Raw genomic sequence first — 23,530 nt, forward strand, 5'->3', positions numbered from 1 at the left:
CACCCGGACCGGGTGAAATCCGGCGCGCCATGCCCCCGGGCGCCCGGCCCCGTACGGTGCCCGGCCCCGCGGGGCGCCACCTCCTGGGACCGGCCCGCTGACCTGGGGCATGTCGTATCCGACGCATCCGCGTGACCGGCCCGGAGCACCGGCGCCGGCCCGGTCACCTGGCCTCACCCGGTGCGGGTGATGCGGGCCGTCCGAGGGGCGGGAGAACCTGCCGGGAACGGCACCGGGAAGCGCGGCTGCCGGGCGGACGCTGTCCAGGTCCCCCGCATCCGGTCTCCCCGCATCGACCCGAGGGGGTCCCGTGGCTGAGGACCAGGACTACGACGTCATCATCATCGGCACCGGTGCGGGAGGCGGCACCCTGGCCCACCGGCTGGCGGAGTCCGGCAAGCGGATCCTGCTGCTGGAGCGGGGCGGGTACCTGCCCCGGGAGCGGGACAACTGGGAATCGAAGGCCGTCTTCGTCGCCGGGAAGTACCGGGCCCCGGAATTCTGGCTCGACAAGCACGGCCATGAATTCCCACCGGAGATCAACTACTACGTCGGGGGCAACACCAAGTTCTACGGCGCCGCCCTGTTCCGCCTGCGCCCGGAGGACTTCGGCGAGATCCGGCACCAGGACGGCATCTCGCCGGCCTGGCCGCTCCGGTACGAGGACTTCGAGCCGTACTACACCCGGGCCGAGCACCTCTACCGGGTGCACGGGCAGCACGGTGAGGACCCCACCGAGGGGCCGGCGAGCGCGCAGTACGCCCACCCGCCGGTCCGGCACGAACCACGGATCCAGCAGCTCAGCGACGACCTGGAGAAGCGCGGCCTGCACCCGTTCCACCTGCCGATCGGCGTCGACCTCACCCAGGACGAGCGGGGCGAGGCGACCCGGTCCAGCGTGTGCATCCGCTGCGACCGGGTCGACGGCTTCCCCTGCCTGGTCGGCGGCAAGTCCGACGCGCAGGTGGTCTGTGTCGACCCGGCTCTGGAACACGCCAATGTCCGCCTGATCACCCACGCCCACGTCCAGCGCCTGGAGACCGATGACTCCGGACGCCGCGTCACCGGGGTCGTCGCCCGGATCGCGGAGGAGGACACCGCCGTCTTCCGGGCGGACATCGTCGTCGTGGCGTGCGGAGCGGTGAACTCCGCTCTCCTGTTGCTGCGTTCGGCGAACGACCGTCACCCCCGCGGCCTCGCCAACAGCTCGGATGTGGTGGGACGGCACTACATGCGGCACAACAACCTGGCCCTGATGGCCGTGTCGAAGGAGCCCAACGACACCCGCTTCCAGAAGACCCTCGCCGTCAACGACTGGTACCTGGGATCCGAGGACTGGGACTACCCGCTGGGCGGCATCCAGATGCTGGGCAAGTCCGACGCCGAACAGATCCACGCGGAGGCCCCGCGATGGGCGGGGTCCCTCGCGCCGGACATGCCGTTCGAGGTCCTCGCCCACCACGCGGTCGACTTCTGGCTCTGCGCCGAGGACCTTCCGCTGCCGGAGAGCCGGGTGACGCTCGACGGCGACGGCCGGGTCCACCTGGCGCTGGACGAGGGGAACAACGTCGTCGCCCTCGAGCGGCTGCGGCACAAACTGCAGAAGATGCTCGGGCACCTCGGCATGCACGAGCACCATCTGCTGTCGCACAGCATCTACCTGCACAAGGGCATGCCGATCGGCGCCACCGCGCACCAGGCCGGGACGGTGCGGTTCGGCACCGACCCCCGTACCTCGGCGCTCGACCCGGACTGCAAGGCCCACGACCTCGACAACCTCTACGTCGTGGACACAAGCTTCTTCCCGAGCATCGGAGCGGTGAACCCGTCCCTCACCGCGATGGCCAACGCCCTGCGCGTCGGTGACCACATCGCCGAACGCCTGCGGTGACGGGCCGACGGGGCGTCACCACCACGGCGAACGATGCCCGTACGCCGCACCGGGGCACCGTTCGCCTTGGGCCATTGGCTTGACGTCTCTCGTCCCGGCGGGCGAATGACGCGGGGTGATCCATGCCGCGCGTCCCCGGTGGTGTTCTCTTCGACCGTGGAGACCCGGGACCTTCCCGTCCACCGGTGAGGAGACGGCAGTGAACACCAGCACCCGCGCGGACCGCAAGGACTTCTCCGTACCGCTGCTCCGCGGTCAGAGAGCACTGGTCACCGGGGCCAATTCCGGGATCGGCAAGGCGACCGCGATCGCACTCGGCCGGGCCGGCGCGGATGTCGTCGTCAACTACGTGGCCGACCGGCCCGCGGCCGAGAGCGTGGTGAAGGAGATCGAGGGGTTCGGCGTACGGTCCTACGCGCACGAGGCGGATGTGTCGCAGGAGGACCAGGTCGTCGGCATGGTCTCCCGGATGGTCGACGAGCTCGGCACCATCGACATCCTCATCGCCAACGCCGGACTCCAGCGCGATGCCTCGCTCACGGACATGTCCCTCGACTCCTGGCACAAGGTCATCGAGGTCAACCTGACGGGGCAGTTCCTGTGCGCCCGGGAGGCGGTCAAGGAATTCCTGCGCCGCGGTGTCGTCCCCGAGGTCTCCCGCTCCGCAGGCAAGATCATCTGCATGAGTTCGGTCCACCAGATCATCCCGTGGGCCGGCCATGTGAACTACGCGTCGTCCAAGGGCGGCGTGCAGATGCTCATGGCGACCATGGCGCAGGAACTCGCCCCGCAGAAGATCCGGGTGAACGCCATCGGCCCCGGCGCCATCAAGACACCGATCAACCGCGACGCCTGGGAGACGCAGCAGGCCGAGGCCGACCTCATGACGCTCATCCCGTACGGCCGGATCGGCGTGCCGGAGGACGTCGCCGACGCCGCCGTCGTTCTCGCCTCCGACCTGCTGGACTACGTCATCGGCACCACCCTCTACGTCGACGGTGGCATGACGCTCTTCCCCGGCTTCGCCACCGGCGGCTGACGGCACCTCAGCCGCGGCCGTCACCCCCATCGGACGGCCCGCGCCGGCACCGGCGCCGCGGCGGACGCAGACCCGGCCGGGACGGACAAGGGAGAACAGCGTGCAGGACCATGTGTCGCCGCGCCGGGTGGTGATCGTCGGCGGCGGATTCGCCGGTCTGTTCGCCGCGCGGGAATTCCGCCACTCGCCCGTTGCCGTGACGCTGGTCGACCGCTGCGCCCACCACCTCTTCCAGCCCCTGCTCTACCAGTGCGCCACCGGCATCCTCTCCGAAGGGCAGATCGCCCGGCCGCTGCGGTCCGTACTCCGCCGGCACCCCAACGTCCGCTGTGTCCTGGCCGAGGCCACCGGCCTGGACGCCGCGGACCGCGTGCTGTACGCCGACCGGCCCGACGGGACACGGCTGGAGCTCCCCTACGACGACCTGATCGTGGCGGCCGGGGTGCGGCAGTCCTACTTCGGCCACGACGAGTTCGCCGCGCACGCGCCCGGCATGAAGACCCTCGACGACGCCCTGGCGATCCGCCGCCGGATCTACCGGGCGTTCGAGCTGGCGGAAGCCGCCACGGACCCGGAGGAGCGGGACCGCTGGCTGACGTTCGCCCTGGTCGGAGCAGGCCCCACCGGGGTGGAGCTGGCGGGGCAGATCCGCGAGATCGCCACCCGCACCCTCGACCGGGAGTTCTCCGCGATCGACTCCGGCCGGGCCCGGGTGCTGCTCTTCGAGGGCGGGGACGCGGCACTCGGCTCGTTCGGCCCGGAACTCGCCCGCCGCACCGAACGCACCCTGGCCCTGCTCGGCGTCGAACTGCACCTCGGCACCCTGGTCACCCGGGTCGACGACCGGGGCCTCACCGTCCGCTCCCGGGACGGCGCGGCCACCGACATCCCGGCCGGGACCGTGCTGTGGACCGCGGGCGTCCAGGCCCCGCCGCTGGCCGACGCGCTGGCCCGGGCGACCGGAGCCGAGCAGGACCGGGCCGGACGCATCGTCGTCGACCCCTACCTCACCATCCCCGGGCACCCCGAGATCCGGGTCGCGGGCGACCTGATGAGCCTGAACGCACTGCCGGGCCTGGCCGAGGTCGCCATGCAGGCCGGGCTCTACGCGGCCCGGCAGATCCGGCACAGCGTCGAGCACCGCACCGCGGCACCCCGCCCCTTCGCCTACCACGACCTGGGCAGCGCCGCCTACATCAGCCGCGGCCGAGCCGTCGTCAAACGGGGCCGGCTGCAGATCTCCGGCGTGCTCGCCTGGCTGATCTGGCTGTTCATCCACATCGCCTTCCTCACCGGGTTCCGCAGCCGGCTCGGCGCCCTCCCCACCTGGCTGATCGTCTTCCTCACCGGGAACCGCCGGGAACGCGCCTTCACCTCCGGGGCCCTCGCACCGCACCGGGCCGGGAGGCCCACATGAACCTCGCCTCGGGACTGCACCTCGCCTCGGACCTGTACGTCGCCCGGGAACTGCACCTCGCCCCCGGGCTCGTCACGGGCACGCCCGCACAACTCCTGCCCGCCCGGGAACTCATGGCGTTCACCCTCGCCTCCCACATCCTCCTCGTGCCGTTCGGTGTCGCCCTGCCGTTCCTCACGCTGCTGATGCACTACCGCGCCCTGCGCAAAGCCGACGCCGTCGCCCACCTCCTCGCCCGGCGCTGGTCCGCGATCATGGCCGTCCAGTTCGCCGTGGGCATCGTCACCGGCACCGTGCTGTCCTTCGAATTCGGCCTGCTGTGGCCGGGGATGATGGGCCGCTGGGGAGACGTCTTCGGCATCGGATTCGGCGTGGAGGCCTGGGCGTTCTTCCTCGAGGCCGTCCTGATCGCCATCTACCTCTACGGCTGGAGCCGGCTGAAGCCGTGGACCCACTTCTGGCTCGGACTGCCGCTCCCCGCCGCCGCCCTGATGGGCGCCTTCGGCATCCTCGCCGCCAACTCCTGGATGAACACCCCGCGGGGATTCCGCCTCGACAGTTCGGGCAGCCCCGTCGACGTCGACCTGCGGCGCGCCGTGTTCACCCCCATGTTCGGCCCGCAGTACTGGCACTTCGTGCTCGCGATGGTCCTCACCGCCGGATACGTCGTCGCCGGGGTCTACGCGGTCGGCTGGCTGCGCGGCCGCCGGGACCGCTATCACCGGCTCGGGTTCACCCTGCCCTTCACCGTGGCCGCCGTGCTGAGCCCCGTGCAGTTCGTGGTCGGCGACTCCATCGCCCGCAGCGTCTACCAGAAGCAGCCGGTGAAGTTCGCCGCCACCGAACTGGTCTGGCGGACCGACACCCACGTACCGGAGTACCTCTTCGGCCGGATGCACCCCGACGGGTCCGTGACCGGCGGTATCAAGATCCCCCAGCTCGACTCGATCCTCGCCGGCTTCAGCCCGGACACGAAGGTCACCGGGCTGACCTCCGTCCCCGCCGACGCCCGGCCGACCGCCCGGCAGGCCACCATCGCCCACTGGGCGTTCGACACCATGGTCGTCCTCGGCTCCCTGCTGGCGCTGCTGGCCCTCTGGTACGCCTGGAGCTGGTGGCGGCGACGGGACCTCCCCGCCTCGCGCTGGTTCTTCCGCTGCGCCGCCTGCGCCGGGGTGGCCTGCCTGGTCACCGTGGAGTGCGGCTGGATCACCACCGAGGTGGGGCGCCAGCCGTGGATCGTGTACCAGGTCATGCGGGTCTCCGAAGCGGTGACCACCACCCGCGCCGAGGCCCTGTGGGCGATGCTCGGCGTGGTGGTCGTCGTCTACGTGCTCATCTTCGGCGCGTTCCTCGCCGTCGTCCTGAACATGCGCACCCGGTGGCGGATGGCCGACGAGGGCCTGGCCGGGGCCGGACCGCGCGGCGACAGTCCGGAGGACCACACGCCGTACGGGCCCGCCCCGGAACCGGCCGCGGTCCGCGCCGGCCCGTCCGGCGGCACCCCTCCCGGACACCCGCCTTCCGACCGGACCCCGGGTGGAACCCCATGATCGAGGCCGTCATCGCCTGGATTCTCCTCCTGGCCGTCGCCGCCTACGCCTGCGGGGGCGGCACCGACTACGGCGCCGGCTTCTGGGACCTGGTGGCCGGCGGAGCGGACCGCGGCAGCGCACCCCGCCGGCTGATCGACCACGCCATGGCGCCGGTGTGGGAAGTGAACAACGTCTGGCTGATCTTCGTCCTCGTCCTCATGTGGACCGGCTTCCCCGAACTGTTCCGCATCGTGTTCTCCGCGATGTGGCTGCCGCTCGCGCTCGCCGCCGTCGGACTCGTCCTGCGCGGCGCCGGGTTCGCCCTGCGGAAGCCCACCCGGCGTCTGGCGGGACGGCGGGTCTACGGGGCGGCGTTCGCCATCGCCTCCGTGCTCACGCCGTTCTTCCTCGGCGCCGCGGTGGGCGGCGTGGCCACCGGCAGGGTCGGCACCGGAACCACTGCCTCCGCCGACGCCTGGTCCAACCCCACCTCGGTCATCGCCGGACTGCTCGCCGTCGCCGCGAGCGCCTTCCTCGGCGCGGTCTTCCTCACCGGCGACGCCCGCCGGCTGGGCGAGGACGCCCTCGTCGCGTACTTCCGCCGCCGCACCCTGCTGAGCCTGGCGGTGCTCGCCGTACTGGCCCTCGTCGGCCTGCGCGTCACCCGCGACGACGCGAGCCACGTCCACTACGGGCTCACCCACGGGACCGGACTCGTGCTCGTCGCCGTCGCCGCCGGATGCGCCGTCGCCACCGTGCCGCTGCTCCTGCGGGGCGCCACCACCTGGCCCCGCGTCACCGCCCTCGGCTCGGTCGCTCTGGTCGTGGCCGCATGGGGGATCGCCCAGCGGCCGTACCTGGTGCCCACCTCCCTCACCGTCGCCGAAGGCGCCGGATCCCCCGCGACGCTGCGGTGGCTGCTCATCGTCACTCTCGTCGCCGTCGTGCTCGTCGGCCCCGCCCTGGTGTTCCTCTACTGGCTCGACACCCACGGGAAGCTCCAGCCGCTCACCGACGCGGAACTGGCGGACGAGCCCTCATGACCGCGCCCACCCCGCCGGCCCGGGAACCGCGGCCGCCCGGCCCCGACCGGCTGCGGGAGGTGCTCCGCAGCCCCGGATACCTGCGCGGCCTGGTCTTCTGCGCCCTGATCGGCGTCCCCGTGTCCCTGGCCGCCTTCTGGTTCCTGGTGGGCATCAACGAACTGGAGCACGCCCTCTGGGACGACCTGCCGCACGCCGCCGGATGGACGGATCCGCCCTGGTGGTGGCCGCTGCCGCTCGCCCTGGTCCCCGGAACCGTCGTCGCCCTCGTCGCCACCCGACTGCCCGGGAAGGGCGGTCACATCCCCGCGGACGGGCTCCACGCGGGAGGCGCCACCGCCGAGGCCCTGCCCGGTGTACTGCTGGCCGCCGCAGCAAGCCTGCCGTTCGGGGCGGTCCTGGGCCCCGAGGCACCGCTGATCGCCCTGGGCGGGGGCCTGGCCCTGCTGTTCAGCAAGCTCGTCCGGGCCGAACAGAGCACGCAGGGCAGCGCACTCCTCGGCGCCGCGGGCGCAGCCTCCGCACTCTCCGCGATCTTCGGCAACGCTCTGGTGGGGGCCGTGCTCCTGATCGAGGTCAGCGGAGTCGGCGGCACACAACTGCTGCTCATCATGCTGCCCGCGCTGCTCGCCAGCGGAGTCGGCTCGCTGGTGTTCACCGGTTTCGGCCGGTGGACCGGATTCGAGACCGGCAGCCTCGACATCGGACTGCCCACCTCCGGACTCCCCGACGTGGGCGATGTCGCCTGGGGGCTGCTGCTGGCCGTGGCCGTCGGCGCCACCACCCATCTGGTCCTCGCCGGCGGACGCAGGGCCGAGCGCTTCGTCGCGGCCCGGCCGGTCCGGAACACCCTGATCTGCGCGGTCGCCGCCGCGGCCTGCTGCGCCCTGTACGCGGTGGTCACCGGCCGCTCCCCGGCGGACGCCGCCCTGTCCGGGGAGGCCGCCCTCGCGGGCATGGCGTCCGATCCCACGAGCTGGGCGACCTGGGACCTGGTGGCCGTCCTGGCGTGCAAAGCCGTGGCGTACGCCCTGTGCCTGGGCAGCCTGCGCGGTGGACCGGTGTTCCCCGCACTGTTCCTGGGCGGCGCGGCCGGACTGCTGTGTTCCCCGCTGCCGGGCTTCGGCGTCGTCCCGGCCATGGCGGCCGGCATGGCAGCGTCGGTCGCATCGGTGCTCCGGCTGCCGGTCAGCGGTCTGCTGCTGGTGGTGCTGCTCCTCGGCGGAGTGAAGATGGTGCCGGTCGCGGTACTGGCCGCGGTGGCCGCGATCGTCACCACCGAACTGCTGCCCCGGAGCTCGGGGCGGGGGAGGGCTCCGGCTGCCGGGGGCGGTGGAGGAGACGCGGACGGTGGAGGCGCCGGCGACGGCGGGAACGGCAGTGGGCGGCCGCAACCGGCTTGAAAGGGAAGACGGTTTGTTATTGCGGGGCGCCCCTGTCGGTTGCATCCGCCCGGTCGGCGGCACAGCCGGGTGTGCCCGAGCGCCGCGGTCGGGCCAACCTGGGCACGCCGGTTGGCCGGCGCGCACGTGCCTGGGGCTATCCGGGGATGGCACCGGGGTCGACGCCGGTCAGGTCACAGCTGGTGTCCCACAACCGCGCCGCGACGGAGGTGTCGGCAAGGTGGTTCCACACCGGCTCACGTCGGGGCTCGCCCCGCAGGCCGAAGACGCGCGGTCCCCATAGCTGGCCTCCGCGCACGGCCGGGTCGAGCACCGCTCGGACCGCGGGCCACGCGCCGGCATGCTTGCCCTGGACGACGAGCGCCGCAGGTGCCGCGCTCAGCCGCGCCCCGGCAGTCCGCACATGGACCGGCGGCCGTGACGGGGTGAGAGAGTCCAGCGCGCCGCCGGGATGGACCACCACGCTCGCCACCGTGCCACCGACGGCGCGCAGGCGGCGGTCGAGTTCGACACCGAAGTACATCTGCGCCAGCTTGGAACGTCCGTAGGAACGCTTGGGCCGGTAGTCCTTCCGGGACTGCAGGTCGTCGAGGTCGAGCCGCTCCGATTTCGCCGCGAAGCTGCCCACGGTCACGACGCGGGCCGCCGGCGCAGCCGACAGCAGCGGTACCAGCCACCGGGTCAACGCGAAGTGCCCGAGGTGGTTCGTGCCGAACATGAGCTCGTGACCGTCCCCCGTCTCCTCGCGCGGCGGATCGTCAAGCGCGACGCCGGCGTTGTGGACCACCGCGTCCAGGCATTCCACCCCCAGCGACTCCACCACCGATGGCAGCGACGAGAGGTCGGCGAGGTCCAGCCGGACGGCCCGCACCCGCGCGCCGGCGACACGTGCACGTATCGAAGCCATGGCGACCTCGGCCTTCGCAGGATTCCGGCTGCCGAGCACGACGGTCGCTCCGGTTGCCGACAACTGCTCCGCGACGAAGTACCCGATGCCGGCGTTGCCGCCGGTGACCAGGAAGACGCTGCCATCGGCCCGCGGCAGCCGTTGGACATTCCAGGGCGCGGTGGAGGATGTGGACGACACGGCGACGGGGCTCCCTTGCTGGAAGGCGGCTGCCGCGGCATGCGGGCAACTCGACCCCCACCGTTCCGGCAGCCACCGACACATCGCCTGTCGATCACCGACAGCCCCGCCGGTCGGCCGATATCCCACCGACACGGTGCCGGCTCGTCAACGCGTCACACGAGAGCCCCTCATGCAGAGTCGTGGTCTTCCTTCGTGCCCGCCTCGCCCAACTGCCGCTGAACGGAGACCGGCTCATTCCGTCAGGGGCTGGTGACCGGGTGCGGGCCCCGCACCGGTACTCAAGCGAGTTGCTTGTAGTAGAAGCTGCAGTCGCGGAGCGTTCCGGCCGGGTCGGTCGCATAGCCGGGGACGACGCCGTACCGGCTCCAGCCGGCGGAGCCGTAGAGGCGGTCGGCGGCGCTGTCCGTCTCGGTGTCGAGGAGCAGCAGGGTCGCTCCGGCGTCGGCCGCGCCTCGTTCGGCGGCGGCCAGCAGCGCCCGGCCCAGCCCCTGCCCCTGGGCGCCGGGGTGCACCATGAGTTTCACGATCTCGGCCCGGTGACGGCCGTTCGGCTTGGCCTCCAGAGCGAGGCCGACCGTGCCTATGAGACCGCCGTCGCGCCCCTCGGCCACCCACACGGCGAGGCTGCCGTCGGCCACGGCGGGCTGCCGGGCGGCCCACCAGGCCGCCGCCGCACTCCGGTCGAAGGGAGTGCGGAAGCCGAGCGAGGCGCCTTCCGCGACGACATCCGTGAGCAGGCCGGCCAGGCCGCTCACCGCGGCGCGGAAGTCGTGCGGCGACAGTCGGGTGATGGAGTGATGCACGGGGGTCCCTCGGTGGGTCGGTGATGCGGTGGGCCGGGGAGCAGCGGCGGGGGAGCGGACGTGGCGGGCCGGAGCCGGGGCCGACTTGCTCCGGGCCACCGCGCCCGGTGCGGCGGCCCCGGGCGCCGCCGTCTTCGGCGGGAGGGACGAGGCTCCGCTCATGGAAGGACCACCAGCACGGCGTACCGGACGGAAACGGGGCCGGGGTTGTGGAATCGCGAGTGCCCCCACAGCCGGAAGCGCAGACAGTCGCCCGCCCGCAACGCGTGCACCGCGCCTGCGGCGGTGATGTCGAGCGCGCCGTCCAGCACCCAGATGTGCTGCTCGACGCCGGGGACGGGCGGCTCGTCGTAGGAGATGTCGGCGCCCGGCTTCAGCAGGCCCTCCACGACCTCGCCTCGTAGACCGGGGAGCGGTGGGGAAACCGAACGCCGGGTGAATCCCGACTGCCGGTCCTGCCACACCGTTTGCTGCGCGGCCCGGACCACCTGTGGGGAATCCGACTCGACTTCGGCCAGCAGCTGCGACATCGTCCGCCCGTACGCGGCGCACAGGGAGCCGAGCAGCGTTGCCGTCGGGCTGATCTCCGCCCGTTCCAACCGGGACAGCGTCGAGCGGCTGATATCCGTGTGCCGGGCCAGCTCCTCCAGTGACCAGCCCCTGTCCGTGCGCAGCTCGGCGAGCCGCGCGGCCAGCCGGCCCTCCAGCCCGTCGGCGCCCCGGTTCGGGGGCGCGGAGTCGATTCTCATATCTGGGATGCTATCCCGGATCTGGGACGTCCGTGGTGGATTTCGTCGAGAAGGCGCTTGCTCGTGGCTCGGGTACGCCCGGGGCGGGGCCGGTGCCCGAGCGGAAGGCCCGGCGACCTTGCAGGAACCCGAACACCCGCAGGCCCGGGCGCGCACCCGACGGGAAGCGGAGGGCGCTGCCGGTCAGACCGTCACCGTGGTGGTGACGCGCATCAGAGCAGGTGTGCGGGGCACCGAACCGAATCCGAACCGCACGGGAGGGTCGACGGGGGCGAGAGCGCCGAGATCCTGCCCCTCCAGGAGCCCGGTGGCGCCGCGGAGCCGGGCGTGGTCCCACGCGTCGTACCGCTCCCGCCGTCCGCCGCCCGCGGTGCCCCGGGTGCGCACCCCGGGCAGCAGCAGCCGGGCGGCGGTGTTCACCAGTGCGGACCAGGCGGGCAGTGCGGCAAGGGGGCGGGGGACCGCGTGGAGGAGGACGCCCAGGGCGCTGCGCCTGCCGATGCCGAAGCGAAGGCTCAAGGCGCCCGCCTCGACCGTCCAGGTGGCCGCTTCCGCCGTGACGGTCACCGGAACCACGAGCACCCGGTCGAATACGTAGGTGGTGGCGACGAAGTCCGCGATGTCCGGGGCAGGGGCGAGCAGTAGCCGTTCGCCGTCCGGCTGCTCGATCATCACGTCGCTGAACGGCCCGAACGGCGAGCTCGACCAGTGGCCCAGCACCAGACGCGTACCTGATGCGGTTCCGATTCCGGCGATCCAGCCGTCGAACCGTAGGTCCCTGCCCGTCTCGGCGGCCTTGCCCGTCATGGTGACCGGGTGCCCCGAAAATCAAGATCACCCCAGTGGGGCGGGCTGTTCCGGCCGATGGCGGGAGATGTCGAGCCGTTCGTGGGGCACGTCGCGAGCCGCATCACCGGACGCGGCTCGTCATCGACGGGAACCGCGGCATCGTCGGCCCCTTTCCGCTGCGGCGTCGACGGAGCGGTTTCGCCGACCACCGCCGAGAACACCTGCCCGGCCGATACATTCGGCCTCCGGCGAAGGAAAGGGATGCGGTGGGCATCAGCGACTGGCAGCGCACCACGCTCATGCAGGTGCGGGACGGGCAGGCCGGGACCGGTCACGGCTGGGTCACCGAGAAGTCCGGCATCAGCAGGGAGTCCGTCGAGGCGTTGCGGAGGCTCGGGCTGTGCGAGACCGCCGACTACGCGGTGCGGGCCGTGATGGAGCCGCAGCCGGTCGAGTGGGCGGCGCGGCTCACCCCCGACGGTCACGACGTGCTGCTCTTCGCCGAAGCCCGTCGCGAGGGACCGCCCCTGCACCGAACCGAGAGCGAACCGGCGCCCGGGCACCGCGAAGTCCTGCTCCGCCCGGGCGAGATGACCGCGCTGCGGGTCTTCCTCCACCTCGCCGGGCATCTCCGCCTCGAACCCGCGCCCGGCCTGGCCGACGCGGTACGCGACGCACGCTTCCGGAGCACGGAGAACCGTTGGGCGCTTCATGTGACGCATGCCCAGATGCACTCGATCGCCCGCGCTTTCCACCTCGAACGCCTCACGGGACACGCCACCGCGTCCAATCGTTTCGCCCGCGAGTACGGCGTCCGTTATCCACCGGAGCGGCGGTAGTCCATCCGGGCCCTGGGTTCACTTCGTCGCAGCGGCGGTGCCGGCAGCCTCTCAATGCCTCCCTGATCGGTCGGGAAGGGAGCCAGTTTCCCCGTGTGTCGCTGAATTCACCGAGGCCTGGGCGGCCCGGGCGGATGCGGGGGATTCCGTTCGGGGAGTTCCTGTGGACGGGAGGGGTGGACTGTGCAACGCGGAACGGGTGCCCGACGGCAGTCTTGCGGAGCTCGAACGGAATTGGTCTTCTCAACTCCGATGCGACCGCTGTCCGGGGCCGGGAAATCCGGTGCGGAATCGGTCCGGCCTGCTGTTCCGTGACATGCGGTGCCGATCGATTCGTCCCGTTGTGCGGGTGTGTGCCCGAACGGATCCGGCCGTCCGGGCGGATCCGGGAGCGGGTTTTCCGTGGTTCACCGAGCGCTTGCCGAAGCCTTCCGGACCTGCACATTCCGAGTTTGAGGGACATCGGGAAAGGGCTAGGGTGAGGGCGTCGTTCATCGACCGATTCACGGGGTAAGGACAGAATTTGAATATGGCACGGAATGCTGTGACCGGTTTCGTCACGGGCGGAGTCGCACTTGCGGCCCTGTTCGCCGGAACGCCCGCGCACGCGGTGAAGAAGGAGCACACCGTCGTGGATGCGTCGAATACGCGGGCCATGGTGCTGATGGCCGACACGGCGACCGACAAGGTGTATTCCGTCTCCGGGGTGTACACCACTCCGGAGCGGGGTTCCACTTACGTGCGCAAGATGGTGAAGAAGCCCGGCGAGCCCGCCAAGGCGTGGGGCGGCTGGGAAAAGGCGAAGCGGGACGCGGAACCGGACCACCTCGGATATCCGCACCGCTTCACCTGGAAGCTCGCGGCGGACGGCGTGAAGTTCCCGAACGGGACCCGCGTCTCCGTCCAGATCAAGGGGCACGGTTCCTCACCGGCCTTCGCGATCTGATCCGGAGCACCGCGCCAGGGCCACCCGAGCCATCGGGTGGCCCTCCGCCGTGTTCGGGAGACGCGGTGGTGTTCCGGCCCTTCATGGCGAGGAAGGGAAACCGACGACGGTTCCACACCGTTGTCGGCGCCGGATGGTGCGCCGATCGCCGTTCCCGCATCGCTGCCGGAGTGGTTGCCGGGCCGACGGCGCATCGAAACGGAACTTCGGCCACCGGGTGCTTTCCCCACCGGCACCCCCTTGCTCACCCCAGGAAGGCCCGGGAGTCGGCCGGTAGACCGGTCCGGTGGTGAGCGCCATGGATCGATGGGCCCCGGTCCGGAAGGCTCCTGAGGCATGACAGAGACCACCGGAGCACCACCGGACGCCCGTCGGCCTGGGGCCCCGCCGTCCGGTCCGCCGCCATCGGTGACCGCACGCCACGCCGTGACCGGCCGCCATCCCACTACCGGGCGCCACACCACCGCGCCCCTTCCCTGCGGCAGCCCCGGTCCCACCCGACGCCGCGTCTTCCGCGGGCTCGCGGCATCGGCCGTCGGCATGCTGGCTGTCGGCACCGCCGCCGGCACCGGCCACGCCGCACCCTCGCGTACGCCCCGCGACCCGGGCGCACTCGATCGCGCCGCGGTCCGCAGGGAACTCACCACGCTGATCGCCACCCAGAACCTGCCGGGCGCACAGGCCGTCATCACCGATGCCGCCGGCCGGGTGACCGAGATCGGGGCCGGAGCCGGTGACCTGGACACCGGCCGGCCGTTCCCGCACCGCTCGCGGCTTCGCGTGGGAAGCAACACCAAGTCCTTCATCGCCACGGTCGTACTCCAGCTCGTGGCCGCCGGGCGGGTCGTGCTCGACGCGCCGGTGGAGCGCTATCTGCCCGGGACGCTGCACGGCAACGGTCACGACGGACGCCGCATCAGTGTCCGCCGGCTGCTTCAGCACACCAGCGGCCTCCCCGATTTCGAGCAGGTCGTGGACGTGGAGACGCCGGGCCACCGCCGGCCGGAGCAGGTCGTGGCCCTGACGCTGCGGTACCCACCGCGTTTCCCGCCCGGTGCACGCTGGGAGTACTGCAACCTCAACTACGTCCTCCTGGGCATGCTCATCGAGCGGGTCACCGGGCACTCCTACGAGCACGAGGTGGAGCGCCGGGTCATCCAGCCGCTCGGCCTGCCCCACACCTACTGGCCCCGTTGGTCCGAGCAACGCCTGCACGGCCCTCACCCGACGCCGTACCGGCCGACGGAGAACGGCGGTCACCGCGAAGTCACCTGCGTCAATACCTCCGGGATCGGAGCGGCAGGTGCCCTCGTCGCCACCGCGCAGGACCTCACCGTCTTCTTCACGGCACTGCTGTCCGGCGCACTCCTGCCGGCGGCCCAGCTCGCGCAGCTGCGGGCGACCGTCCCGGCGGATCTCGCCCGCGGAGCCGAGTACGGTCTCGGGCTCGCCCGCTATCCGCTGGATCCGGCCGCGGGCGGCGGCTGGTTCTGGGGACACGGCGGCACTCTCCCGGGCACCCGTACCCGGGGCGGCGTCGGGGCGGACGGCCGAGCCGTGCTCGTCGCCGTCAACGAGGCGGCCACGGGCCCCGACTCCGCCCAGGCGGTGACCGACACGGTCGGCCGGATCTTCCGGCACGTACCGCGAAAGTTGCACGTACCCGGAAAGACCGCCGTGCACCGGCGACTTCTGACGGAAGGCGGCCCCGCATGACGGCCCCGCGCACCGCACGTATCGCGGCGGTCGGCGTCCTCGCCGCGGCGACCGCGTTCACCGTGCTCCCCGGCTCCGCCCCCGCGGCGCCCAGGCCCGGGACCGCCGCCCGGCTCGCGGGGCCCTCGCCGGGCACAGCGGCGCCGGCCGCCACCGGCTCAGACTCCCTGCGGCGCTTCACCGAGCAGCGCCCGGACTGGCGCACCTGCGAGCACAAGGAACTCGACGAGGCCGGTGCCCGGTGCGCCACCATCCGGGTGCCCCTGGACTACCGGAACCCGGAAGGGCGCACGATCACCGTCGGCTTCTCCCGGATCAAGGCCACCGACACCCGGCACCGCATCGGCGTGATGATGCACAACAGCGGTGGCCCCGGCGGCATCACCCTCGACATGCCCCTGCTGTCCGTCCCCGCCATGGGCAGAGAACTGGCCGCCCGCTACGACCTCGTGGGCATGGACCCGCGGGGCGTGGGCCGGAGCAGCGCCCTGCACTGCGGAACCTCCGGGCACTGGCTCCGCTCGGCGGGCTACGACAGCGCCGGCTTCCGTGCCCAGGCCCGTTACGAGGCCCGGCTCGTCGACAGCTGCCGCAAGAGATACGGGAAGAAGGTGTCGTACCTTCGGCACTTCACCACCCGGAACACCGCCCGCGACATGGATCTGCTCCGAGCGGTGCTGGGGGAGCGGCGGACGTCGTACTTCGGCGTCTCCTACGGCACCTATCTCGGCGCCGCGTACGCGAACATGTTTCCCGGCCGGCCGGACCGGCTGCTGCTGGACAGCGCGATCGACCCGGCCCGGTGGAACGTCTCCATGCTCCGCGACGCCGCCCCGGCGAACGAGAGGTTCCTCGACGCCTGGGCGCGGTGGGCGGCGCGCCGCGACGGCACCTACGGCCTGGGGCGCACCGCCGCCGAGGTCCGGGCGAACGTCGAGGGCATCGCCCGCCGGGCCGCCCGGGAGCCGCTGACCGTGGGCCGCTACACCGCCGACGGCCAGCTCGTTCCCATGGTGCTGGCCGCCACGATGGCCGACGACCGGCAGTTCGCCCGCGCGGCGGAGAACATCCGGGTGCTCCACGACGCGTCCCGGGGCCGCACCGTGCGCCCCACCGAGGATCTCGCCCTGTTCCTCGGCCGGCCCACCGCCGACATGGACACCCAGAACTCGCTGCAGCTCGCCCTGCATTGCGGGGACGCCCGAGCACCCCGCGACCTGGCCTGGTACCGGAGGAACGTGGAGCGCAGCCGGGCGAAGGCACCCCTGTTCGGCCCGCTGTTCAACGGCGTGAACCCGTGCGCCTTCTGGCCCGGCGAGCCACTGGAACCACCGGTGCGCACCGGCAACGCCGCACCCGGGCTGATCGTCCAGGCCACCGGTGACCCCCGCACCAGCTACGGGAACGGGCTCGGGCTGCACCGCAGGATGCCCGAGTCCCGCATGGTCACCCTCCGGGCCCAGGTGCACGGGGTGTACGGCATGTACCCGAACCGCTGCGTCCGCCGGACGGTCAACGACTACCTGCGGACGGGCGAGCTGCCCGCCCGGGACGCCGTCTGCGAGAAGGACCGGGGGCGAGGAGCGGGCTGACACCCGGCAGCGGTCGGGGTCTCCGCTCCCGGCGCGGGCTCCGGACCGCTTCCCCCAGGGCCCCGAACCGCAAGCGTCCAGTCCACCCGGCACGAGCAGTGCCGGGTGGACTGGACGGGCCGTGCGGTGAGGTCAGCGGTCCTCGTGGAGCACCATGGCCGAGCCGCCGCCGCGGCGTTCGGGCTCGGCCACCGCGGTCATCCGCCCGTCGCGCCGGAACTCCAGAGCGGCCGCCGCCCCGATCTCCGGAGCGGGAGTGAAGGCCTTCGGCGCGAGCACGAACCTGTGGCCGAGACGCTCCAGCCGCTTGCGCTCCGGCGACTTCAGGAAGGCGGGCTCGGCCTCCGTCGCCGCCTGGTTCCGCTGGGAGATGCGCGGTGCGGCGACCGCCTCCGGCAGCGACATCCCGAGGTCGAGCCGGTTGACGAGCGTCTGGAGCACCGTCGTGATGATCGTGGCGCCGCCCGGCGAACCGACGGCGAGCTGCGGCTTGCCGTCCCGCAGCACGATCGTCGGCGACATGCTGCTGCGCGGACGCTTGCCCGGGCCCGGCAGGTTCGGGTCCGGGGTGCCCTTCTCCAGCGGCGCGAAGTCGAAGTCGGTGAGCTCGTTGTTGAGCAGGAACCCGCGCCCGGGCACCGTGATGCCGGAGCCGCCGGTCTGCTCGATCGTCAGCGTGTAGGACACCACGTTGCCCCAGCGGTCGGCCGTCACCAGATGGGTGGTCGACGGCCCTTCGTGCGGCTGCTTCGTGCCGGTGCCCCGGTCGCAGCCCGCGTCGGGACGGCGCGGGTCACCGGGGGCGAGCGGACTGGTCAGCGCCTTGTCCGGACGGATCAGGCAGGCCCGTTCCGCGGCGAACCGCTTGGACAGCAGCGCCCGGGTGGGCACCTTCGAGAAGGCCGGGTCGCCCACCCAGCGGTTGCGGTCGGCGAAGGAGATCCGGCTGGCCTCCAGATAGCGGTGGAGGGCCTGGGTCCGGTCGGCCTTCGACAGCCCCTTCTTCTCCAGGATGTTCAGCGCCTCACCGACGGTGGTGCCGCCGGAGGAGGACGGCGCCATGGAGTAGACGTCCAGCCCGTGGTAGCCGGTGCGGGTCGGCTTGCGGGGCACTGGCGTGTACGCGGCCAGGTCGCGCTCGGTCATCAAGCCGGGCCGGGCCTTGTGCTCGGACCCCGGGGCCATCGGCGGCTTCCGCGCGGTGCGCACCACGTCGCGTCCGATGCCGCCGTGGTAGAGCGCGTCCACGCCGTCGCGGGACAGCTCCCGGTAGGTCCGGGCGAGATCCGGGTTGCGGAAGAGGGAGCCGACCACGGGAAGCTTCCCGTTCGGCAGGAACAGCTCCTCGGTGGACCGGAAGTGGCGGAACCGCTTCTCGTTCATGGCGGTCTGGGCCCGGAACTCGTCGTTGACCACGAAACCGTCGTCCGCCAGGCGTGTGGCCGGCCGCAGCGTCTCCGACAGGGGCATCGTCCCCCAGTCGTCCAGGGCCTTCTGCCACGTGGCCGGGGTCCCGGGAACGCCCACGGACAGACCCGAGTTGACTGCCTCCTCCGACGGGAGGGGCTTGCCCGTGGCGGGGTCGAGGAACGAGTCCTCACGCATCTTCGCCGGGGCGGTCTCCCGGCCGTCGATGGTGCGCACCTTCCGGGTCTTCGCATCGTAGGACACCAGGTAGCCGCCGCCTCCCACCCCCGCGGAGTACGGCTCGACCACACCGAGCGCGGAAGCGGTCGCCACCGCCGCGTCCACGGCGTTGCCGCCCTTGCGCAGCACCTCCAGCCCGGCCCGGGACGCGTACGGGTTCACGCTGGAGACCGCACCCCCGCTGCCCCGGGCGACCGCCTTCTTGGGCGGCGGCTTCAGCCCGGTGGCGGAGGCGGCCGGCGCGCCGTCGGCGGACGAGGACGGGGCGACCACGGTATGGACGATCAGGGGAAGTGCCAGCGCGGTCACGGACGCGGCAACGACAACGGCACGGCGGACAGCCATGGAGCCTCCGGGGACTTCGGTCGAGGGGTGCCCGAAACCCTCGCAGCGTTGGGGCGGGCCAGCAATGTCGACGCGCAAGATTTGCGCGGGATCTGAGGTTCCCGGCGGGTAACCGAGTGGCCCGCCGATCCCGGGAGATGTCCCCGTTTTCCGGCCGTCCGGCCCGCCCGCCACAGATTTTCCAGCCGCTCCGCCGAAAAGTGTTATCGCCGTACTGCCGTCCGCTCTCCTCTGCGCCGGACCGACCGGCGCAGCACCCGGAGAGCGAGCAGCCATGCACCACGAACACGACGACGACACCCGCACCCTGGCCCCGGTCACCGGCAGCGGCGGTGACCGGCGGGCCGGACGGCGCGGCCGGCGGGCCCGCGCCCGGCGCCTTCCGGGCGGCATACCGGCGGTGGCGGGAGCCCTGGTGGTCGCCGCCGCGGTGGGCGGCGGCGCCTACGCCCTGAGCGGGCCGGACGACGCCGGGCGGGACGCACCGGCCGCCGCGTCCGTCCGCAACGCCCCCGCCGCCGACGCACCGTCGACACCCGAGGCGACCCCGGCCCCCGCCCGGACCTCCGCCTCCCCGAAGCCGCGCCCCTCCGCAAAGGCCCGGACCGAACGGCCCGCACGGCCCACCGCGACGCCCCGGAAGCCCCGCCGCACGGCCACCCCCACGCCCGCCACCGGCGGGGACACCGCCCAGCGCCCGGAACGGAACACCCGAACCCCGCGCACCACCGGCGGCGCCCCGGCCACGGGCCGTGCGGCGGAGGCCGTGGCGCGGATCGTCTCCCTCGCCAACGCCGAGCGGGCCCGGGCCGGCTGCTCCCCGCTGCGCGTCGACCGCCGGGTGCAGGCCGCCGCCCAGGCGCACGCCGATGACATGGCGGCCCGCAACTACTACGACCACGCGAGCCCCGAGGGAGGGCAGGCCGACGGCCGGATGCGCAACGCCGGCTACCCGGCCGGGAAGTGGGGGGAGAACATACACAAGGGGCCGAAGGACCCCGCGACCGCCATGCGCGACTGGATGAAGAGCCCCGCCCACCGGGACAACATCCTCGACTGCGGCTTCAAGGACTTCGGTGTGGGGGTGAACTTCAGCGGCAACGGGCCGTGGTGGGTGCAGAACTTCGGCACCAAGGCCTGACCCGGCGGCCCCGGGGCGTGGCGCGGGCTGAGGGGCCTTGCGCGGTGCCCTGGCACCGCGCCCGTTGTGAACAGCCCTGGTAGCGGAGCTGCCAGGGCTCTCCGGTGCCTTGCGATGCGGGCACCGGACCACGCGACCTCATCGGCCGCTCATCGTGCAAGGACCCCTCAGCCCGGCTCGGCGAGCTCCTGGACCCACAGCGTCCCCTCGGAGCCCGGCACCGCGGCGACCCCGGTGTCCCGGTACCGGCAGTCGAGCATGTTCTCCTCGTGGATCGAGCCGTCCGTCCAGGAGTCCACCACGCGGGCGGGGTCCGACGGCCCCCGGTTCAGGTTCTCCGCCCAGCGCGACCAGTCGTAACCCGCCGCCGAGATCCGGGCGTCGGCGTGTTCCCCCTCGGGGTTCGCGTGGTCGTAGTAGTGGCGGGCCGCCATGTCCCGGGCGTGGGTGCGGGCGGCGGCGGACAGGCGCGGATCGATGCGCAGCGGCGCGCAGCCGGCGTCCGCGCGTGCGGCGTTGACCAGGGAGGTCAGCCGCTGCTCCGGCCCTGGGCCCGGCTCCTGCCGCGGCGCGGCGGGGGTCGTGCGGGGCCGCCGGGACGGTTCGGCGGCCCGCGGGGTCCGCTTCGGCGGCGGGGACGAGGGCCGGGCTGTGGTCGTGGACGGAGTGGGGGCGGGCGCCGGGGACTCGGTGGCGGGCGTGCGGGTGGACGGTGGCGCGGCCACGGACGGACGTTCCGCCGGAGCCCTCCCGGACGGCCAGAGCAGGGCCAGGACGACCCCGCCGGCCAGCAGTCCGCCGGCCACCGCGGCGGACCGCCTCGCCCGGCTGCCCCCGGCCGCATCCGGGCCGGACGCACCGGGTCCCGGAGGCTGGACGCCCGTCGAACCGGAGCTCGGCAGCGGGGTGCCCGTCGTGGCGGAGTACGTCGGCGGGGTGCCCGTCGTGCCGGAGTTCGGTAGTGCAGCGCCCGTCGTGCCGGAGTCGGCCGCTCCGTCGGCGGGGGCGGGGCCGGGCGAGCCGGGGGTGCCCGGGGCGGTGGCCGGTGGGTTCGGCGCGGCCGGCGACGGCCCGGCAGGAGCGGCGGGCCCGGTGGGAGCGGGCGCCGGATGGCCGGAAGGTGCTGCCGCCGGGATCTGTGGTCCCGCGGCGCCGTCCGCCGGGAGGGCCGTTCCGTGGGCGACGGTCCCGGCCGGGCCGGACAGCCACGACGGGGTGCCGGCCCCGGACAGCGGGAGGACCAGGGCCAGCCCCGCGAGCAGTCCCTCGGCGGGAACGAGATCCGTCCAGTGCCCCGCGCAGCGGCGGCAGGTACGGGCATGGCGGGCGATGCGTTTGCGCCACAGCGGTGCGGGCCGGCCGTCCCAGGCCGTGGTGACGGTGGCCAGGGTGGGGCAGCGCGGTTCGGAGGCCAGGGCCCGCACCACCACCCGCGCGACCTCCAGTTGGTCCTTCATCCGCTTGACCCGGACCGCGGTGTGCTGCGGGGTGGTGTCCAGGGCGGCCGCCAGCTCCGCCCGCGTCAGTGTGCCCGCCGCCTCCTGCCACCACAGGGCCAGCAGATGGCGGTCGTCGGCGTCCAGCCAGCGGGTCGCCTCCGCCACTTCGCGGCGCTGCCCGGACAGGCCCAGGCGCAGGATGCTGAGATCCGTGAAGTCGCCCGTGGGGTCCGGGGCCTCCGGCGCCAGGTCGAGGGAGGTGACGGCCGTCTGCTGCCGGGCATTCCAGCGGCGGCGTATCTGGTTCATCGCGATGGCGACGAGCCAGGAGCGGAATCCGGTGGGCTCGCGGAGCCCGCCGAGTCCGTCGAGGGCGCGGAACATGGTCTCCTGCACCACGTCGTCCACATCCGCGTGCCCGTCCAGGGCCCGGCCCACGATGTTGTAGACCAGCGGGAGACAGTCGGAGACCAGGCGTTCCCGGGCGTGCGGGTCCCCTGCCCGGGCCGCGGTCACCAGTTCCGGTATGGGGATGTCGTGCCTGTTCTGCACTGTGCTCGTCCTCGCTCGTTCGGCCCCGTCGTATGGAGATCCGTCGGCGCCGCGCGGATGACGGAAACCGGGAGCCGAACCGTCCGGACGCGGCGGACGGGGCCGGTCTTCCGGACGGTTCGGTCACCGGACGGTTCGGTGGGACGGGCGAACGGCGGTGGGGGCGGCACCGAGGCGGGGTACTGCCCCGCACGGCAGTCGTGGCCGGCCGGGAGCCCGGCCGGCCCACCGCGAACGCTCCGCGGCCGACCGTACTGCTGGGGTGCGGTCCGCCCCGGACCGGCGGGCCGTGCAGGCGCCGGCGGTCCGGCGGTCCCGGGCGGCCCGGCGGTCCGGGAGAGTTCGGCGGTCCAGGAGGGTTCGGCTCAGCCGATGACGCCTTCGATCTCCACGAGCAGGTCGGAACGGCAGATGTCGACGGTGAACCAGGCGATGTCCGCAGACGGGTGGAAGGCCTCCTCACAGGCCTGCCGGACGCGCGCCAGGTGCTCCGGGTGCCGGACATAGACCTTCACCTGGGAGAGGTCGGAGAGTTCGTATCCCCGGGAGATGCCGTGCTGCGCGAGGTTGGATGCGCTGATCAGACGCTCGATGTTCTCCAGCGCCACCTGGCACTGCTTGTCGACACTGTCGGCGTGAACGGTCTGATGGCCGAGAATTCCGGCGGTACCCGAGATGTAGAGCAGATTCTCGTCCGGCCCCGCGCCCCGAGGGGCGAGATGGGTGGCCCGGGCGAAACTCGGCGACTTGGGCCCGTACTCGACCGGATAGTTGTAGGCGGGAACCTGGCGCGGATTCTCGATATTGACCCGGGTGCCGGTACGGGAGGCGAGAAAGTAGAACGCGACGCCCCCGCCGAGCGAGCCGATGCCGGTCGCCGAGGGCATGTCCCGGCCCTGCGCGGTGTACTGCTCGAATGCCTGCGCCCGGCCGCGGCAGAAGTCGCGGTAGACCTCGAGCCCTTCCCCGTTGGGTTCGTTGATCCGGCCGATGAGGTTCCACATACGGAAGACGCTCTGGTGGCCGAGCCGCTCGACGAGGTCGAAGGCCGCTGCGTAGGCGGCGCGGGTGGCATCGGTGTAGAGCTCCTGCTCGGGTATGTGCCCGGCGCAGAACAGATAGTCGTCGTTGTAGGCGTAGTGCAGGCCGTTCTCGGTTCCGGTGCGGACCGGCCGGTCGACCGTCCATCGCTCCGTGCGCGCCCGGTCAGCCGTTTCCGTCATGTGGACGCTCAGGACCGGGGCATTCCCGGAGGTAAGCGGAGTCGAGACCTCCGGGCCGTACACGACGTCGCCGATCACGAACCGGCCGGACTGAATTCCGGATTCCCGGCCGGGGACGAGGTACTCGCATCGCAGCATTGCAGTTCTCCAACACGCCGCGGTCAGCGGCCCGGTGATGAGGTGGGTGTGAGAGGGAAGGCGTGGGGGTGGCACGCGGTGACGCACGGCGAAAACCGGCCCGGGGTGCAGGACGCACGCCGACGGGCCGTCGGGCACTGACCTTACGACACCGATCGTTCTCGGACACAAAGAATGCCGACCTGGTCAACTT

At 72.7% G+C, this 23,530-nt stretch carries 18 protein-coding genes; 11 read left to right on the top strand and 7 right to left on the bottom strand.

What is annotated here, in order from left to right; translation table 11 throughout:
- Nucleotides 1-310 precede the first annotated feature (310 nt).
- From AC3EQ1_RS24955 to AC3EQ1_RS24980, 6 genes are all read left to right on the top strand, one after another.
- Nucleotides 311-1,891, top strand: coding sequence for a GMC oxidoreductase (locus AC3EQ1_RS24955; protein ID WP_432096570.1), 1,581 nt, complete (start codon nt 311-313; stop codon nt 1,889-1,891).
- A gap of 199 nt (nt 1,892-2,090) precedes the next feature.
- Nucleotides 2,091-2,930 (top strand): SDR family oxidoreductase, encoded by an 840-nt coding sequence (locus tag AC3EQ1_RS24960; protein WP_432096571.1) that lies wholly within the window; start codon nt 2,091-2,093, stop codon nt 2,928-2,930.
- Between the two features lie 100 nt (nt 2,931-3,030).
- The gene (locus AC3EQ1_RS24965; RefSeq protein WP_432096572.1) at nt 3,031-4,347 is read left to right on the top strand and encodes an NAD(P)/FAD-dependent oxidoreductase; all 1,317 of its coding nucleotides are present in this window, start codon (nt 3,031-3,033) and stop codon (nt 4,345-4,347) included.
- A gap of 113 nt (nt 4,348-4,460) precedes the next feature.
- A complete protein-coding gene (locus AC3EQ1_RS24970) occupies nt 4,461-5,900 on the top strand; it encodes a cytochrome ubiquinol oxidase subunit I (RefSeq protein ID WP_432096590.1) in 1,440 nt (479 codons plus the stop codon).
- The gene (locus AC3EQ1_RS24975) at nt 5,897-6,925 is read left to right on the top strand and encodes a cytochrome d ubiquinol oxidase subunit II (RefSeq protein WP_432096573.1); all 1,029 of its coding nucleotides are present in this window, start codon (nt 5,897-5,899) and stop codon (nt 6,923-6,925) included. Before AC3EQ1_RS24970 ends, AC3EQ1_RS24975 begins: the two co-directional genes overlap by 4 nt.
- Nucleotides 6,922-8,328, top strand: a complete 1,407-nt coding sequence (locus tag AC3EQ1_RS24980) for a chloride channel protein (protein WP_432096574.1) — start codon at nt 6,922-6,924, stop codon at nt 8,326-8,328. Before AC3EQ1_RS24975 ends, AC3EQ1_RS24980 begins: the two co-directional genes overlap by 4 nt.
- A 136-nt stretch (nt 8,329-8,464) precedes the next feature.
- Here the strand turns inward: AC3EQ1_RS24980 and AC3EQ1_RS24985 are convergent, their stop codons facing one another.
- From AC3EQ1_RS24985 to AC3EQ1_RS25000, 4 genes are all read right to left on the bottom strand, one after another.
- Nucleotides 8,465-9,415 (bottom strand): SDR family NAD(P)-dependent oxidoreductase, encoded by a 951-nt coding sequence (locus AC3EQ1_RS24985; protein WP_432096575.1) that lies wholly within the window; start codon nt 9,413-9,415, stop codon nt 8,465-8,467.
- A 281-nt stretch (nt 9,416-9,696) separates the two neighbouring features.
- On the bottom strand, nt 9,697-10,221 hold the full coding sequence (locus tag AC3EQ1_RS24990; RefSeq protein WP_432096576.1) for a GNAT family N-acetyltransferase: 525 nt from the start codon (nt 10,219-10,221) through the stop codon (nt 9,697-9,699).
- Nucleotides 10,222-10,379: 158 nt separating this feature from the next.
- Nucleotides 10,380-10,970, bottom strand: coding sequence for a helix-turn-helix domain-containing protein (locus AC3EQ1_RS24995; protein ID WP_432096577.1), 591 nt, complete (start codon nt 10,968-10,970; stop codon nt 10,380-10,382).
- A 183-nt stretch (nt 10,971-11,153) separates the two neighbouring features.
- Entirely contained in the window at nt 11,154-11,777 is a 624-nt protein-coding gene (locus AC3EQ1_RS25000) for a hypothetical protein (RefSeq protein ID WP_432096578.1), read from the bottom strand.
- A 248-nt stretch (nt 11,778-12,025) separates the two neighbouring features.
- On the opposite strand from AC3EQ1_RS25000, the gene AC3EQ1_RS25005 reads away from it, so the two are divergent.
- The 4 genes from AC3EQ1_RS25005 (at nt 12,026) to AC3EQ1_RS25020 (ending at nt 16,852) form a co-directional block, all read left to right on the top strand.
- Nucleotides 12,026-12,598: a DUF6417 family protein gene (locus AC3EQ1_RS25005; RefSeq protein ID WP_432096579.1), complete on the top strand. Its 573-nt coding sequence runs from the start codon at nt 12,026-12,028 to the stop codon at nt 12,596-12,598.
- Nucleotides 12,599-13,127: 529 nt separating this feature from the next.
- On the top strand, nt 13,128-13,544 hold the full coding sequence (locus AC3EQ1_RS25010) for a hypothetical protein (protein ID WP_432096580.1): 417 nt from the start codon (nt 13,128-13,130) through the stop codon (nt 13,542-13,544).
- Nucleotides 13,545-14,084: 540 nt separating this feature from the next.
- Entirely contained in the window at nt 14,085-15,260 is a 1,176-nt protein-coding gene (locus tag AC3EQ1_RS25015) for a serine hydrolase domain-containing protein (RefSeq protein ID WP_432096581.1), read from the top strand.
- Nucleotides 15,257-16,852 (top strand): alpha/beta hydrolase, encoded by a 1,596-nt coding sequence (locus AC3EQ1_RS25020; RefSeq protein ID WP_432096582.1) that lies wholly within the window; start codon nt 15,257-15,259, stop codon nt 16,850-16,852. The genes AC3EQ1_RS25015 and AC3EQ1_RS25020 overlap by 4 nt, the downstream gene beginning before the upstream one ends.
- Nucleotides 16,853-16,984: 132 nt before the next feature.
- Here AC3EQ1_RS25020 and ggt read toward each other — a convergent pair whose 3' ends face one another.
- A complete protein-coding gene (ggt, locus tag AC3EQ1_RS25025; protein ID WP_432096583.1) occupies nt 16,985-18,844 on the bottom strand; it encodes a gamma-glutamyltransferase in 1,860 nt (619 codons plus the stop codon).
- Between the two features lie 274 nt (nt 18,845-19,118).
- Here ggt and AC3EQ1_RS25030 point away from each other — a divergent pair, with 274 nt between their 5' ends.
- On the top strand, nt 19,119-19,985 hold the full coding sequence (locus AC3EQ1_RS25030; RefSeq protein ID WP_432096584.1) for a CAP domain-containing protein: 867 nt from the start codon (nt 19,119-19,121) through the stop codon (nt 19,983-19,985).
- A 167-nt stretch (nt 19,986-20,152) separates the two neighbouring features.
- Here the strand turns inward: AC3EQ1_RS25030 and AC3EQ1_RS25035 are convergent, their stop codons facing one another.
- Together AC3EQ1_RS25035 and AC3EQ1_RS25040 are read right to left on the bottom strand one after the other, a co-directional pair.
- Entirely contained in the window at nt 20,153-21,976 is a 1,824-nt protein-coding gene (locus tag AC3EQ1_RS25035; RefSeq protein ID WP_432096585.1) for a sigma-70 family RNA polymerase sigma factor, read from the bottom strand.
- A gap of 365 nt (nt 21,977-22,341) precedes the next feature.
- Nucleotides 22,342-23,337: an FkbO/Hyg5 family chorismatase gene (locus AC3EQ1_RS25040; RefSeq protein ID WP_432096586.1), complete on the bottom strand. Its 996-nt coding sequence runs from the start codon at nt 23,335-23,337 to the stop codon at nt 22,342-22,344.
- Between the last annotated feature and the right edge of the window lie 193 nt (nt 23,338-23,530).

This window comes from Streptomyces sp. bgisy100, from assembly GCF_057709105.1.

What these genes read in the sequence shown, in the direction of transcription:
- AC3EQ1_RS24970 (WP_432096590.1), top strand. Translation starts at nt 4,461, where the DNA reads ATGGCGTTCACCCTCGCCTCCCACATCCTCCTCGTGCCGTTCGGTGTC.
- AC3EQ1_RS24975 (WP_432096573.1), top strand. Translation starts at nt 5,897, where the DNA reads ATGATCGAGGCCGTCATCGCCTGGATTCTCCTCCTGGCCGTCGCCGCC.
- AC3EQ1_RS24980 (WP_432096574.1), top strand. Translation starts at nt 6,922, where the DNA reads ATGACCGCGCCCACCCCGCCGGCCCGGGAACCGCGGCCGCCCGGCCCC.
- AC3EQ1_RS24995 (WP_432096577.1), bottom strand. Translation starts at nt 10,970, where the DNA reads ATGAGAATCGACTCCGCGCCCCCGAACCGGGGCGCCGACGGGCTGGAG.
- AC3EQ1_RS25000 (WP_432096578.1), bottom strand. Translation starts at nt 11,777, where the DNA reads ATGACGGGCAAGGCCGCCGAGACGGGCAGGGACCTACGGTTCGACGGC.
- AC3EQ1_RS25010 (WP_432096580.1), top strand. Translation starts at nt 13,128, where the DNA reads ATGGCACGGAATGCTGTGACCGGTTTCGTCACGGGCGGAGTCGCACTT.
- AC3EQ1_RS25015 (WP_432096581.1), top strand. Translation starts at nt 14,085, where the DNA reads ATGCTGGCTGTCGGCACCGCCGCCGGCACCGGCCACGCCGCACCCTCG.
- AC3EQ1_RS25020 (WP_432096582.1), top strand. Translation starts at nt 15,257, where the DNA reads ATGACGGCCCCGCGCACCGCACGTATCGCGGCGGTCGGCGTCCTCGCC.
- ggt (WP_432096583.1), bottom strand. Translation starts at nt 18,844, where the DNA reads ATGGCTGTCCGCCGTGCCGTTGTCGTTGCCGCGTCCGTGACCGCGCTG.
- AC3EQ1_RS25030 (WP_432096584.1), top strand. Translation starts at nt 19,119, where the DNA reads ATGCACCACGAACACGACGACGACACCCGCACCCTGGCCCCGGTCACC.
- AC3EQ1_RS25040 (WP_432096586.1), bottom strand. Translation starts at nt 23,337, where the DNA reads ATGCTGCGATGCGAGTACCTCGTCCCCGGCCGGGAATCCGGAATTCAG.